Source organism: Latilactobacillus sp. (assembly GCF_033176295.1).
Lineage (GTDB): Bacteria > Bacillota > Bacilli > Lactobacillales > Lactobacillaceae > Latilactobacillus > Latilactobacillus sakei.
This window is the reverse complement of record NZ_JAMQEX010000001.1, coordinates 42,325-57,131: the sequence shown is the minus strand read 5'-3', so window position 1 is coordinate 57,131 and position 14,807 is coordinate 42,325. Positions and strand designations below refer to the sequence as shown.

The following is a 14,807-nucleotide window of genomic DNA, read 5'->3' as shown; positions in this document are numbered from 1 at the left end:
AGGTTCACCTCTTTATCAACGATTGACTATTTCAATAATAACGACTTAATTTGGTCTAAGCCGTGTTTGACACTTCCATCGATTACCTTATGGTTCGATTCAAGCACGATACCACCAATAATATCTGGATCAACGACACTTTCGATTAACACTTCGTTTAAGCCTTCGCGTTTGGCGAAAGATTGACTGATCTTAGCTAATTGATCATCGTCTAAAGCAACTGCTGAAGTCACCTTAGCGTGTGCAATCCCTTTATGTTGATCATAGAGATCTTCATAAGCTGCGATAATATAAGGCATTTCAGCCATTCTTTGATAGTCAAAAACTAAGCTCAAAAAGTGTTGCATTAAAGTACTAAAATCACTACTCAATGATTTTAATAAGTTACGCTGTTTCAACCCAGATAAGGTTGTATCTGTTAAAACTGTGCCTAATTTTGAATTGTCATTGAAAATGGTCTCGAGTGCTTGTATCTCATCATGGATACTTTCAAATTGTTGCTCTTGTTCTGCAAGGGAAAATAAGGCCTTTGCATAGCGTTGTCCAACTGCATACTTATCTAGTTTCATTTTGCTTGTCCAACCCTTCAATATAGGAATTGATCAATGACTTTTGATCAGCGACTGACAATTCTTTCTTAATGAGTTTAGAAGCAATTTCAATAGATAATTGAGCAACATCATCTCTCGCACTGTTTAACGCATCTAAACGAGATTGTTCGATGTCTTTTTTAGCATTTTGTTTTAAAGTTTGGACTTCTTCTTGGGCGAGGGTAATCATACCTTCGCGTTGTTTTTCACCGTTTTGTTTAGCTGTGTTAACAATCTCAACGGCTTCTGATTTAGAGCTCTTCAATTCTGTTGCGCGTTGTGCAGCCAATTTGGCAGCATCTTCACGTGATTGAGCGGCGCTATCTAAATCATTGGTAATTTTATTTGAACGTTCCTGCATCATTTTTGAAACAGGTCCGAAAGCAAATTTACCAACTAAAGCAACTAAGATGATGAAGACAACAAGTACAAATAGTGAATCTCCAAGGTAAGATGCAGAAGCACCAACGATTAAATTACTAAACATCTATTGACACTCCTTCCTTGACTTACTGTCTAATTTTTAAAGTGAAACGTTGTTCACTCGGATTAACTAAATAAGATCAAGAAAGAAACGACGATTGATAAAATTGGAACAGCTTCAATCAAACCAACACCGATAAACATTGTTGATCTTAATTGTGCTGACAATTCTGGTTGGCGTGCCATACTTTCGATTGTCTTAGAAATTACCTTACCATTACCGTATGATGCTGCGAATGCTGCAAGTCCTGCTGCGATAGCTGCTGCTAAAAAGTTCATATTTTTTTCCTCCTGATTTTAGTCTTCCATTTCGACTTTCTCTGAAATGTAGACCATTGATAATGTTACAAATACAAAGGCTTGAATTGATCCGATAAAGACGGAAAATCCTTGCCATACCATCTGAATTGGTGCTGTGACAAGCATTGTGGCTGGGCCATGCGAGAAAGCCATCTTAACTAAAAGATTCAATAAAACTTCCCCGGCAAAAATGTTCCCATACAAACGCAATGACAGCGTCAAGAAATTGGTAAATTGTTCGATGATATTAATCGGTAAGAAAAATCCTACTGGTTTAATATAACTCTTCAAATAATTACCAAATCCTAGTCGTTCAATACTGAAATAATGCGAAAGGACTAATACAATCATCGCTAAGGACATTGTAATAATCGGATCCGCAGTTGGACTCTTCAGCCAAACCACTTCGTCCACCTTCATCTGGAAAATCAAACCGAACTGATTACTAATGAATACGAAAAGAAACATAACAAAGGCAAATAGGTAGAATTGCTTCCCTTCTTCGCCCGGCATAGCACTCTTAACGATACCATTAGTAAAGTCGATCATCCATTCCAGGACGTTCTGCCGCTTGGTTGGTTTCAACGCAATCTTTCTTGATAAGAAGAAGACGAGCGCGAAAACAATTGCTGCACTTAATAATACCGAAAGGCAGTTCGCTAAATTAAAACGAATTCCCAAAATGCTAATAATGGGATATTTATCACCCACAAGATTCCCTCCTTCCCTAGGCTTATTTACTAGTTCACGCGAGTTCTCCGATTAACAACTACGTACAACCAATTAACCTAAAAAACAGTAACATTTATGTAAAAAGACGCATAAATTATTACCGCAACACAATTAAGATAATACCACCATTAATTTGAAAGTACAAAGTAATTAGCGATTAATTTGCAATTATTTTTTGTTGAGTCGGTTAAGCGTTAAATAAAGCGCTAGCATGTTCAAAATGTAACGTTGGGTATCAAAAAAGCGTCCGCCAAATCGCCGAACGCCTCCTATTATAAGTCTATTAATTATTTAGTCCCGAATAAGCGATCACCGGCATCGCCCAAACCAGGATAAATGTAGCCTTCTTCATTCAATCCATCATCTAAACCAGCTGCATAAATATCAACATCTGGATGTGCTTCTTGCACCGCTTTAACGCCTTCAGGTGCTGCTACTAAAACAACTAAACGCATTGATGTTGCACCACGTTTTTTAAGGGCGTCAATTGCCATAATTGCAGAACCACCAGTTGCCAACATAGGATCAACGATAAATAATTGACGTTGGTCAATATCTGTTGGTAATTTAACGAAATATTCGTGTGGTTGAAGCGTCTTTTCATCACGGTACATCCCGATATGACCGACTTTAGCGGCTGGAATCAATTCCAAAACGCCATCGACCATGCCTAAACCGGCACGTAAAATTGGGACAACTGCTAATTTTTTACCGCTCAGTTGCTTTTCAATAGCTGGGCCCATTGGTGTTTCAACTTCAACGTCTTCCATTGCTAGATCGCGCGTAATTTCGTAAACCATTAATTCGGCAATTTCATTCGCCACTTCACGGAACACTTTAGTCCCCGTATTCTTGTTACGAATAATTGTTAATTTGTGTTGAATTAACGGATGATTTAAAACTGTGAACTTTGCCATTACCTTTTGCCCCTATTCTATTCAATTTGATGGAAAGAATTTCAACAAAAAAGAGTGACTCCAAAGAAAACATCCTCTGAGCCACTCTCCTTTCCGCTTAAAATTCTGTTTACTATTGTAGCGTATATCACAGTAAAAAACTAGCGGTATTCCTAAATTAATCTAAAAACTTTGCTTGTGTGATTGGGAATTGGTCGGTTAATTTCAAGACCGCTTCACTAATTGCGGTCATCGCTTCTAGTTGATCATATTTTTCGATCACTTCTAGAATTAAATTGGCAATTTGTTCACAATCCGTTTCTTTAAAGCCACGCGATGTAATGGCCGGTGTGCCAATTCGAATCCCGCTTGTCTTAAACGGACTTAATTTTTCAAACGGAATTGTATTTTTATTAACCGTAATATGAACGCTATCCAATAGATTTTGCAGTTCTTTTCCATTGAGGCCACTATTGGTCAAGTCCAATAGCATCAAATGGTTGTCCGTTCCCCCCGAAACGACCCGGACTAAATCTGATTGGTCAAAGACAGCTGCCATTGCTTGCGCATTTGCAACAATTTGTTTTGTATAAGCTGTAAATTCTGGTTGGAGCGCTTCACCAAATGCAACTGCTTTAGCAGCAATCACGTGTTCTAGTGGTCCACCTTGAATCCCTGGGAAAATGGCAGAGTCAATTGCCTTAGCATATTCTGTTTTGCAAAGAATCATCCCACCACGCGGGCCCCGCAATGTCTTATGAGTGGTCGTTGTGACAACATCGGCATATGGCACTGGACTCGGATGAACACCCGTTGCGACTAAACCGGCAATATGGGCCATGTCAATCATCAAATAGGCACCAACTTGATCGGCAATTTCACGTAACCGCGGAAAATCAATTGTGCGACTATAAGCTGAAGCACCAGCAACAATCATCTTAGGATGCACTTCTTGCGCCTTAGCAGCTAAGCTAGCATAATCCAATTGTTCGTTCGTATCAGCAACGCCATAGCTATAAAAGTCATAGAGTTGGCCACTAAAGTTGAACGGTGACCCATGCGTTAAATGGCCGCCATCAGTTAGATTCATCCCTAAAATCTTATCGCCAGGTTCCAATAGTGCTTGATAAACCGCCATGTTAGCTTGCGAACCAGAATGGGGTTGGACGTTGACGTGATCGGCACCAAATAATTCTTTAGCCCGTTCAATTGCAAGTGTTTCGATTTCATCGATATACTCGCAACCACCGTAAAATCGCTTGTTGGGATAACCTTCCGCATATTTATTCGTTAGCACACTGCCCTGTGCCTCTTGAACAGCACCCGAAACAATATTTTCAGACGCAATTAATTCGATATTATGACGTTGCCGATTTTCTTCTTGCTTAATTAAATCATTAATTACTGGATCTGTCTTAGCTAACATGCACAACACTCCTTAGGGGGATTATTGGGTCAAAAGTGCTCACTTGCAATTCACGATCACTGGTCATTAGGCAATTACTTAACCATTAATCGGCTTGTTGCTTGCTAAAATACTTTTGCCCTGCTGATTTTTCGAGACGGTTCATATACGCTAAACCAACACCCTCCTTGGCAAAGCCTTGGACAAGGATTAGTTTAACTTCCGGATTCAAATCAAAATACCGTAGTCCTTCAAATAAATGCTGGCTCGCTGTGACAACCGATTCACCTAATGAGAATTGGTCCTTGAAGCGGACTTTTGCTTGCTTTTCCAAAATCGTATCGACGGCCATCACACCAAATGGGACAGCTTGTTGGCTAGCCCAGTCAATCGCAGCATCAAAGTCATCCGGATTAGCGACAATATGAACCTGTGCGTTAGGCGCATAATGCTTATACTTCATCCCGGGTGCTTTCGGTGTTTCTGCTGCTCCGACTTTGTGCTTATTGGTCATAATTGGACCAATGACGCGTTCGATAGCTTCTTGTGTTACCACGCCTGGTCGTAAAATAACTGGGGTTGCGACACTTAAGTCAATAACCGTTGATTCCAAGCCAACACCGGTAGGCCCGTCATCAATGACGCCGGCAATCTTCCCTGTCAAATCATGTAATACATGATCAGCAAGCGTTGGACTTGGTTTCCCAGAAGTATTAGCTGATGGGCCAACGATTGGTACCCCAGCGGCTTTAATCAATGACAATGTCACTTGATTGTCTGGCATTCTAAAAGCGGCGGTTTTCAAACCACCCGTCACAACGGCATCAAATGCCCCATGTTTTAAGGGCAAGATAATCGTTAATGAACCAGGCCAAAAAGCTTTGACTAATTGCCCAAAAGCCGGGTTTGACGTCACTGCGTAATGTTCAACCGTTTCAACCGAAGCAACATGGACAATCAATGGATTATCGCTAGGACGTCCTTTGGCAGCGTAGACCTTCTTAACGGCTGCTGGATTAGTCGCATCTGCTCCTAAGCCATAAACCGTTTCAGTTGGAAAAGAAACTAATTCGCCCGCATTTAAAGCAGCGGCTGCTTGTTCAATTTGGTTGACTGTGTATCGTTTTGTTTCCATTATATGCCTTCCTTAATCAACATCTTATTCTATAATAACAAATTCCGATTAAAATCGTAACTCACACGCATCATTCTAGACCAATTTGCCATATCTTTTTGTACTTCCAAGCTAAACAGAGGGTCTCTTTGTTCAAAAATCCGAACAATCGCTTCTTTTTGTTGATAACCAAACTCTAAAAAGAGTGCGCCTTCTGGTTCTAAAAATGCGGGGACTTCCTGTGCGAAGCGTTCATAAAAGGCTAACCCATTATTAGGCGCAAATAACGCTAAGTCTGGTTCGTGTTTAAGTACCGAAGCATCCATGACAGAGCGTTCGTCTTCTGCAATATATGGCGGGTTCGAAACAATCACGTCAAATTGTTGCCCCATAACAGGCGTCAAGAAATCACCTTCGATGAAGTCAACCTTTGCACCTAATGTTTGGGCATTTTGTTGAGCCACGGCAATTGCTGCCGGTGAAATATCAACCGCAGCCACTTGCCAATCAGGGCGTTCACAGGCCAAGGTAATCGCAATGGCACCAGAACCGGTCCCGACATCTAGCACTTTTAGTGGTCTATCCTTAACAGGGGCTACTGACAATACCCATTCTACCAATTCCTCGGTCTCAAGTCGCGGAATAAGCGTTGCGGGCGTCACCTTAAAATCACGTCCGTAAAAATTGGCATAACCTAAAATATATTGTGCCGGTTGATCCTCCGCAAATGCCGCCAAATCGGCTTGATATTGTTCATACTCGTTTGCGGGCATTTCATCTCTGTAATGCAATACTAATTGAGTGGTCGTCCAATGATGACGTCCTAATAATAGGAAACGCGCTGCTTCATGTTCCTTATTGCGTTCTTCTAAAAATAAAAAAGCCCAATTCAGGGCTTTAAGATAAGTGAGCTGTGCCATCTTGTAATTGCTCCAATTTCTCTGTTTGATCGAAGAGGATTAAGGCATCGATTACGTCGCCTAATTCACCATTCATAATGCGATCTAACTTATTGAGCGTCAAACCAATTCGATGATCGGTCACACGGTTTTGTGGATAATTATACGTTCTGATTCGTTCTGAACGGTCCCCAGAACCAACGGCTGATTTACGACTTGAGTCATATTCACTCTGGTTTTGTGATTCATAATAATCATAAACACGTGCTTGTAAAATCTTCATTGCTTTAACACGGTTTTGTTGTTGTGAACGTTGATCTTGCATTGCCACAACAATCCCAGTTGGAATATGGGTCATCCGAACAGCTGAAGAGGTCTTATTAATATGTTGACCACCGGCACCAGAAGCACGGTAAACATCAACCCGAATATCTTTTGCTTCTAATTCGACATCGACACCATCGTATTCAGGCATAACAGCAACGGTTGCTGTTGACGTATGAACACGGCCTTGTGATTCCGTCTTTGGGATCCGTTGGACACGGTGTGCACCATTTTCATATTTTAGTTTAGAATAAACATTCTTACCGGTAATCATCATCGCAACTTCTTTGAAGCCGCCGACTTCAGTAGCCGTTTCATCGATGATTTCTGTTTGCCAGTTTTGTGATTCAGCGTAACGTTGGTACATGTTGAGGAGGTCACCAGCAAATAGACTTGCTTCGTCCCCACCAGCAGCGCCCCGAATTTCCATGATGATATTCTTTTCATCGTTAGGGTCAGTTGGTAACATTAAAATCTTAATTTCTTGTTCTAATTGGGCTTTTTCAGTTTGGAGTTCTTCTAAATCAGCCTTAACTAATTCTGTCATTTCAGAATCGGTTGTTTCTCGCAAAAGTTCTTCATTTTCAGTCACTTCGCTTAAAACTTCCTTCAAACGCGTATACTTGCCCACAATTTCGCGCAAGCCCGCTTCTTCCTTAGAAAGTTCCATGTAGCGACTGGTTTCATTAATCACTTCTGGATCAGACATTAATTCCTGTAATTCTGCATAGCGGTCTAATAAACCATCGAGTTGTTCAAACATTTTATCCATGAATGATTAGCCTTCCTTTTCAATCTCTTCTTGTATTGGTGGGTTAAAATAGTGCTTCCGGCATACTGGATAGTAAGCTTCATTGCCACCGATTTGAATCTGTTCACCTGTATAAACAGGCAAGCCGTTATTCATTCGCAAGTTCATAATCGCCTTTTTACGGCAGAACCAACAAATGGTCTTCATTTCTTCTATCTTATTGGCAAACAATAAGAGGTATTTCGAGCCTTCAAATAATTCATTCTTAAAATCATTTTTAAGACCAAACGCCATCACCGGGATATTCAAATCATCAACGACTTTGGCAGCTTCGATAACATGGTGCCGTTCTAAAAATTGTGATTCATCAATTAAAACACAAGCGGCATCTGGATTAGTTGCTTCAACCAATTCGTAAATATTCGTGTCCGAAAAGATTGGTGTTGCTTCGCGTTTCAAACCAATTCGACTTGAAACGATTCCCACGCCGTCACGATTATCAATCCCACTGGTTAAGATAATCACTGATTTATTCTGTTCTTCATAATTATGAGCAACTTTTAGAATTTCAATTGATTTACCACTGTTCATTGCACCATATCGAAAAAATAATTGCGTCATTTCCAAACACCCCTATATCAAAGCACATTTTAGTCTAGTATACCTGAAAATAGGAATCGCAACAATATCGGCCCCGATAAAAACTAAAGTTTCCATAAATTTTGCCCCTTCATGACTTCCCTATCGTCGTTTTCCAGAAAATATGCTATTATTATGAACATTGAAAGGGTGGCTTGCATGACAATTAAAAGTTCATTTGCAACAACAACGGGACGTTTTTCATACTGGTTCTTACATACCTTTATGAAAGGCGGCAGCTCTTTACCTGGTCAGATTGCAACAAATCTAGACCCCGCTGTTTTGAAAAACTTAACTAAAAACTACGACGTGATTATCATCACTGGAACTAATGGTAAAACATTGACGACAGCTTTGACGGTTCAAACGCTCAAGCAAAAATACGACAACATCATGACCAATTCAACAGGATCAAACATGATGCAAGGGATTACGACAGCCTTTTTGGCCCATCATCCTAAAAAAGGTCAAAAACAACTTGCAATTCTTGAAGTTGACGAAGCCAACGTCGAACCACTTTGCCGCTACGTTGAACCTAAGGCAATTGTGATGACTAACATCTTTAGAGATCAAATGGATCGTTTTGGTGAAATTTATACCACTTATAATAAGATTTTGGCTGGCGTTAAGCTCGTGCCTAATACAACCTTAATTATGAATGGTGATGTGCCACTTTTCTCATCGGTTGAATTACCTAATCCTAAAATTTACTACGGTTTTAATCATCAACCAGATGGCGAAATGCTCGCACCAAGCAATACAGATGGTGTTTTGTGCCCTGTTTGCCAACATATCATTCACTACAAGTTCATCAGTTATAGTAGCCAAGGCAAATTCTACTGCCCAAATTGCGGCTTCAAACGCCCTGAACTAACGGATCAAGTGACGGCCATCAACGAAATGCGCCCAACAAGTTCTCAATTTGAAATTAACCAAGCCCCTTTTGAAATCTCAATCGGTGGTATGTACAACATCTATAATGCTCTCGCAGCTTACAGCGTTGGCCGCTTCTTGGATGTCCCTGTTTCGGATATTCAAAAAGCCTTCACGCAAAATAAAAAAGTTTTCGGTCGCCAAGAAGTGATTCAATTGAAGGACAAGGCGGTCACATTGGTGCTTGTTAAAAACCCAGTTGGCTTAAACCAAGTCCTCCAAATGATTAGCTCTGATCCAGAAGATTTCTCATTGGCAATGTTACTGAACGCTAACTACGCTGATGGTATTGATACAAGTTGGATTTGGGACGGTGAATTCGAAGACCTCTTGAAACACCACATTCCAACGGTTATCACCGGTGGCGAACGGCGTGATGATATCACTTTCCGCTTGAAAGTGGCTGGCGTTACTGACGAACAACTACACGAAACAGCCGACTTAGATGCGACACTAGCAGCGATTGAAGCAGCCCCTACGAAACATGTTTACGTACTTGCTACCTACACGGCAGTCTTGCAATTACGTAAAAAAATGGCAGAGGCCAACTACATTAAGAAAGGACTGTCAGTATGACCCAAACTTTAAAAATTTGTCATCTTTATGGCAACTTAATGAATACTTATGGGGATCTCGGCAATATTTTAGTCCTCGATTATTATGCTAAAAAGATTGGTTTAAAAACAGAAACCGACGTCATCAGCATTGGCCAAGATTTCGATGCCAGCCGCTACGACATCGTCCTCTTCGGTGGTGGCCAAGATTTTGAACAAAAAATCATTTCAGAAGATCTTACCAGTAAAAAAGCTGCACTCACAGCATACATCGAAAATGGCGGCGTAATGCTTGCCATTTGTGGTGGTTACCAATTATTGGGCCACTACTACATCGGTGCGAACGGTGATAAAATTCCTGGGATTGGTGCCCTTGATCACTATACACTCAGCCAAGATAACAGCCGTTTTATTGGCGATATCGTGATTGAAAACCGTGAATTTAACGAAACTTACCTCGGCTTTGAAAATCATAACGGTCGGACTTTCTTAGGAAAAGATGAAAAGCCACTCGGTTACGTTAAACGTGGTCATGGTAACAACGGCGAAGACGGCACTGAAGGTTGTGTTTATAAAAACACCTTTGGTTCTTACTTCCACGGCCCAATTTTAACCCATAACGGTGTCTTAGCTAAACGCCTCTTAACAACAGCGATTAGCCGCCGTTTCCCAGAGTTTGATCTTCAACCACTAGCGGACCTTCCAATCGAAGAATCCCGTTACCAAGTCGACGCAGCTGGTGTCAAAAAGGTGCAAAATTAAGTACTCCCAAAAGAACCCCGACAATATCTTTTTCGATATTGCAGGGGTTCTTTTTTACATTTTAATCTGCCAATTTTAATCTGCCAATTTTAATCTGCCAATGTTAATTGACTTTGAGCCGCTGCCAAACGCGCACTTGGCACACGGTATGGTGAACACGAGACATAATCAATGCCCAAATCACGATAAAACGGCATCGCTGTTGGATCACCACCGACCTCGCCGCAAACCCCAATCGATAAATCAGGTTTGGTTTGACGGCCTTTTTGAACCGCCAATTGCATCAAAGCACCGACACCATCTTGGTCAAGCGTTTGAAAGGGTTCAGCCGGCATCAAGCCTTGTTGCTGATAATCCGGCATAAAATGGCCAATATCATCGCGGGAAAAACCATACGTCATTTGCGTTAAATCATTGGTGCCAAAACTGAAGAAATCTGCGGTCGCTGCGATTTGATCCGCAACTAAACACGCCCGCGGAATCTCAATCATTGTGCCAATTTGATAAGTTAGTTGTTGCTGATTTTCTACCAAATAGTCGTTGATGGTTTGTTGTAATAGTTGTTTTAGATATGCCATTTCAGTCGCTGTGCCAATTAGCGGCAACATTATTTTAGGCGTCACGGCATGGTGGTACGTTGTTTGAACCGCCAAGGCACTCTCAACAATCGCTAAGACCTGCATTTGGTAAATTTCAGGATAGGTCACCGCCAAACGACTGCCACGATGGCCTAACATGGGATTAACCTCCGCTTTATCAGCAATCCGGCGCTTAATTTCGGCCAAACTAATGCCTAGCGCGGTTGCTAATTCAGCCTGTTCCACTTCATTTTGCGGTAAGAATTCATGCAATGGTGGGTCTAACAAGCGAATTGTACATGGTCGCTCTTCAGCTAATGAAAAGATTTGCTTAAAGTCAGTTATTTGGAGGGCTTTTAGTGCCGCCAATGCCACTTGGCGATCCGCTAGTTCAGTTGCTAAAATCATTTGGCGCATTTTAAAAATTCGTTCTGGGCCAAAGAACATGTGCTCCGTCCGCACGAGTCCTAACCCCTGTGCACCAAATTCAAAAGCAGTCGCCACTTCTTGCGGTGTCTCAGCGTTAGCCCAAACCGCAAATGGTGCAATCTCATCACACCAACTGAGCACCGTTCCAAGCGTTGTTTCATGAACGCCTGTTTGTTGTGGCAACGCCCCTAAATAAAGGCGACCGGTATGACCATCCACCGAAATAATCGCCCCTTCTTTTAAAACTCGGCCGGCAAAATGTGCCTCACGTTGTTCATAATCGACTTGAAGTTGCTGACAACCAACGACACAGCAACAGCCCATTCCCCGTGCAACAACCGCCGCATGCGATGTCATCCCACCACGACTAGTAACAATTGCTTCACTAATTACCATCCCATCGATATCTTCTGGTGATGTTTCTTGGCGAACTAAAACGACTTTTTCACCAGCTTCGTGTGCCTGTTGTGCTTTTTGGGCGTCGAAATAGATCGCACCAGTAGCAGCCCCTGGACTCGCTGGTAACCCAGTCAATAACTGTGTTGCCTGTTGCACCGCACTAGTTTCAAAAAGTGGGTGTAACAACCCATCAATCATCGTCGGCTTCAAGCGACTAATCGCGGTTGGCCGATCAATCACCCCTTCATCAACTAAATCCACAGCAATTCTAAAAGCAGCCGGTGCGGTGCGTTTGCCAACCCGTGTTTGTAAGACATATAACTGCCCAGCTTCAATCGTAAATTCCATATCTTGCATATCCCGATAGTGGGCTTCTAATTGATTGGCAATCGTTTTGAATTGTTCATAAATTACTGGCAATTGCGCCTTTAACGTCGCAATTGGTTCGGGGGTTCGAATCCCCGCCACCACATCTTCACCTTGTGCATTCAATAAATATTCGCCAAACAAACCAGGTTCACCAGTTGCTGGGTTCCGAGTGAACGCAACGCCGGTTCCACTTTGCCCCTGATAATTACCAAAGACCATTTGTTGCACGTTGACTGCGGTTCCCATGGCACCGTCGATTTGATTTAAACGTCGATAAGTCTGCGCACGTGGATTCTGCCATGATTTAAAGACAGCTTCAATGGCCAGTCGCAGTTGTTGATCAACCGACTGTGGAAATTGATATTGTCCGGCCGCTACGTACAAGCCTTTATAGGTTTCAATCAATTGTTTTAAATCAACTAACGTTAAGTCCGTATCCTTTTGAACTTGCCGTTTATTTTTAAGTGCCGTTAATGCCGCTTCAAAAATTGGCTTATCAATACCGTAAACCACATCCCCAAACATTTGAATCAACCGACGATAACAATCGTAAGCAAACCATGGATCATTGGTCATTTCAGCTAAGCCGATTACCGTTTGATCGTTTAACCCTAAATTCAAGATAGTATCCATCATCCCCGGCATTGAGATTGGTGCACCACTGCGGACGGACACCAATAACGGCTGCTCAGCATTCCCTAATTGCCGCTGCGTCTTTTCTTCAAGAATATGAACCGCTTTCATTAATTCGTCTTCTAAAAAACCCGTCTCTTGTTTAGCACTTGTTAAGTATTGTCGACAAGCAGCCGTTGTAATTGTAAAACCGGCTGGCACGGGTAATCCTAAGCGCGTCATTTCCGCTAAGTTGGCTCCCTTACCACCTAATTCTTGATTGGTTAACGTTTGATCTTCAGCAAAAGCATAAATATAGTTCATGATAGCGCCTCCAAATTTTATCGATAACCGCATTATATAGTGTGTCACATTGCAAGTCAATAGTGTAGTTTATAAATTTTAATAGGCCACGCTATTGTGTGAATATATTGCAATTAGCGTAACGCTATCCTATAATGAGTTTATTGAAACCGATTTATTCAAAGGAGCGCTTATGGAATTATCTAACCGCCAACAGGCAATTATCAAAATCGTCAAAGGAAATCAACCCATTAGCGGCACTAAAATCGCTGAACAATTGCATCTTTCTCGGGCAACACTGCGCAATGATTTCGCAATCTTAACCATGACCGGTATTTTGGACGCCCGCCCTAAAGTTGGCTACTTTTACGTCGGCCAAGAAGTGATGCCGCTCTTAACCGATGAACTCTACCAAGAAACAGTCGGTCAACTGATGGTCCCACCTCTTTTAATCCCTCAAACGACAACGATCGATGAAGCAGTCACGCAACTATTCATGCACGATGTTGGGTCGCTTTATGTGACGGATGAACAGTCAGGTTTACTGGGCGTTTTGTCGCGGAAGGACCTACTACGGGCAACCATTAATACAACTAATACGCAAGCTACCCCAGTCGCTATGATTATGACGCGAATGCCAAACATTACAACGACCACCGAGGACACACCTGTCTTACACGCCGGTCAACGGTTAATTGCCCATCAGGTTGATTCACTACCAGTGGTTGCCATTGATGGCATCACGGTCATTGGCAAAATCACCAAATCGATTATCATGCGCTATTTCATCGAAGCCGGACTACACAATCAATCATAATTTTTTGGAGGATTACAAAATGACAGCGATTCCAATTTTTATTATTTCAGATTCAATTGGCGAAACAGCCCGAACAGTTATCGCAGCGGTTAACGCCCAATTCCCCGCGTCAGTCACCCTTAAAATTCAACGCTTTCCGTTTATTACCGATCAAAAAACATTAACCCCCATTTTACAAGATGCCCATCAAGAACAGGCAATTATTGTCACAACACTTGTTAACCACATACTTCAAGAAACGGTGACGCAATTTTGCCAAGTCAAGCATTTGACCTTAATCGATCTTCTGTCTCCGCTGACCACCGCCATTAGCGAACGCAGTCAAACCGCATCACTGGAAACCCCAGGCTCATTACGGAAACTTGATGAACACTATTTTCATCGCATTAGCGCCATGGAATTTGCCGTTCGTTACGATGACGGTCAAGATCCACGTGGTTTATTAGAAGCCGACATCGTTTTATTAGGCGTTTCACGGACCTCAAAAACGCCACTCAGTATGTATTTGGCCAACCAAAACTATCGCGTGGCCAACTTACCACTCATTCCCAACGTACCGTTACCAAAAGAATTATTCAAAGTGCCCGCCCATAAGATTATCGGTCTAACCATGCCACTTTCAACACTGCTAAAAATCCGCCAAGAACGTTTGGCCACCTTGGGATTACCGCAAACAACGAACTATTCCAATATGACAACCGTCGGTGACGAGCTTGCCTATGCCAACCAGATTTTTGAACAATTAAACGCCACGACGATTAATGTTGCCGATCGTTCGATTGAGGAAACGGCTAGTTTAATCCAAACCTTAATCTAAAGATTAAGGAAACGACTTAACCTTTTTTAAAGAAAAAAGCCGATTTTTATTCATAAAATATCAATTGTTTGATAACATTCCCCGGCTATACTGTTGTTATA

The 14,807-nt window shown here is 41.9% G+C and carries 15 protein-coding genes; 4 read left to right on the top strand and 11 right to left on the bottom strand.

Annotated elements, in window-relative coordinates; all coding sequences use genetic code 11:
- Positions 1 to 26: 26 nt before the first annotated feature.
- From atpH to NDN60_RS00280, 10 genes are all read right to left on the bottom strand, one after another.
- Positions 27 to 569, bottom strand: a complete 543-nt coding sequence (gene atpH, locus NDN60_RS00325; RefSeq protein WP_056947852.1) for an ATP synthase F1 subunit delta — start codon at positions 567 to 569, stop codon at positions 27 to 29.
- Positions 556 to 1,077 (bottom strand): F0F1 ATP synthase subunit B, encoded by a 522-nt coding sequence (gene atpF / locus NDN60_RS00320; RefSeq protein WP_056947854.1) that lies wholly within the window; start codon positions 1,075 to 1,077, stop codon positions 556 to 558. The genes atpH and atpF overlap by 14 nt, the downstream gene beginning before the upstream one ends.
- A gap of 62 nt (positions 1,078 to 1,139) precedes the next feature.
- Positions 1,140 to 1,352, bottom strand: a complete 213-nt coding sequence (atpE, locus tag NDN60_RS00315) for a F0F1 ATP synthase subunit C (protein ID WP_011374830.1) — start codon at positions 1,350 to 1,352, stop codon at positions 1,140 to 1,142.
- An 18-nt stretch (positions 1,353 to 1,370) separates the two neighbouring features.
- Positions 1,371 to 2,084 (bottom strand): F0F1 ATP synthase subunit A, encoded by a 714-nt coding sequence (gene atpB, locus NDN60_RS00310; protein ID WP_011374831.1) that lies wholly within the window; start codon positions 2,082 to 2,084, stop codon positions 1,371 to 1,373.
- A gap of 308 nt (positions 2,085 to 2,392) precedes the next feature.
- Positions 2,393 to 3,022, bottom strand: coding sequence for a uracil phosphoribosyltransferase (gene upp, locus NDN60_RS00305; RefSeq protein WP_011374832.1), 630 nt, complete (start codon positions 3,020 to 3,022; stop codon positions 2,393 to 2,395).
- Between the two features lie 157 nt (positions 3,023 to 3,179).
- Positions 3,180 to 4,427 (bottom strand): serine hydroxymethyltransferase, encoded by a 1,248-nt coding sequence (gene glyA / locus NDN60_RS00300; RefSeq protein ID WP_056947858.1) that lies wholly within the window; start codon positions 4,425 to 4,427, stop codon positions 3,180 to 3,182.
- Between the two features lie 85 nt (positions 4,428 to 4,512).
- Positions 4,513 to 5,541 carry an L-threonylcarbamoyladenylate synthase gene (locus NDN60_RS00295; protein ID WP_056947861.1) on the bottom strand — a complete coding sequence of 343 codons (1,029 nt, stop codon included), beginning with the start codon at positions 5,539 to 5,541 and terminating at the stop codon, positions 4,513 to 4,515.
- Positions 5,542 to 5,570: 29 nt separating this feature from the next.
- A complete protein-coding gene (gene prmC, locus NDN60_RS00290; RefSeq protein WP_056947862.1) occupies positions 5,571 to 6,440 on the bottom strand; it encodes a peptide chain release factor N(5)-glutamine methyltransferase in 870 nt (289 codons plus the stop codon).
- Positions 6,418 to 7,515: a peptide chain release factor 1 gene (gene prfA / locus NDN60_RS00285; protein WP_011374836.1), complete on the bottom strand. Its 1,098-nt coding sequence runs from the start codon at positions 7,513 to 7,515 to the stop codon at positions 6,418 to 6,420. Before prfA ends, prmC begins: the two co-directional genes overlap by 23 nt.
- Before the next feature lie 6 nt (positions 7,516 to 7,521).
- Positions 7,522 to 8,115 (bottom strand): thymidine kinase, encoded by a 594-nt coding sequence (locus NDN60_RS00280; protein WP_056947864.1) that lies wholly within the window; start codon positions 8,113 to 8,115, stop codon positions 7,522 to 7,524.
- A gap of 177 nt (positions 8,116 to 8,292) precedes the next feature.
- Between NDN60_RS00280 and NDN60_RS00275 the strand changes: the two genes are divergently transcribed.
- Positions 8,293 to 9,642 (top strand): Mur ligase family protein, encoded by a 1,350-nt coding sequence (locus NDN60_RS00275; protein ID WP_016265266.1) that lies wholly within the window; start codon positions 8,293 to 8,295, stop codon positions 9,640 to 9,642.
- The gene (locus NDN60_RS00270) at positions 9,639 to 10,382 is read left to right on the top strand and encodes a type 1 glutamine amidotransferase (protein ID WP_056947866.1); all 744 of its coding nucleotides are present in this window, start codon (positions 9,639 to 9,641) and stop codon (positions 10,380 to 10,382) included. Before NDN60_RS00275 ends, NDN60_RS00270 begins: the two co-directional genes overlap by 4 nt.
- Before the next feature lie 89 nt (positions 10,383 to 10,471).
- On the opposite strand, the gene ppdK is transcribed toward NDN60_RS00270, so the two are convergent.
- Positions 10,472 to 13,093, bottom strand: a complete 2,622-nt coding sequence (gene ppdK, locus NDN60_RS00265; RefSeq protein ID WP_056947868.1) for a pyruvate, phosphate dikinase — start codon at positions 13,091 to 13,093, stop codon at positions 10,472 to 10,474.
- Between the two features lie 172 nt (positions 13,094 to 13,265).
- On the opposite strand from ppdK, the gene NDN60_RS00260 reads away from it, so the two are divergent.
- Both NDN60_RS00260 and NDN60_RS00255 read left to right on the top strand, forming a co-directional pair.
- Positions 13,266 to 13,889 carry a helix-turn-helix transcriptional regulator gene (locus NDN60_RS00260; protein ID WP_056947870.1) on the top strand — a complete coding sequence of 208 codons (624 nt, stop codon included), beginning with the start codon at positions 13,266 to 13,268 and terminating at the stop codon, positions 13,887 to 13,889.
- 19 nt (positions 13,890 to 13,908) lie between these two features.
- The gene (locus NDN60_RS00255; protein WP_056947872.1) at positions 13,909 to 14,706 is read left to right on the top strand and encodes a pyruvate, water dikinase regulatory protein; all 798 of its coding nucleotides are present in this window, start codon (positions 13,909 to 13,911) and stop codon (positions 14,704 to 14,706) included.
- The last annotated feature ends 101 nt before the right edge of the window (positions 14,707 to 14,807 follow it).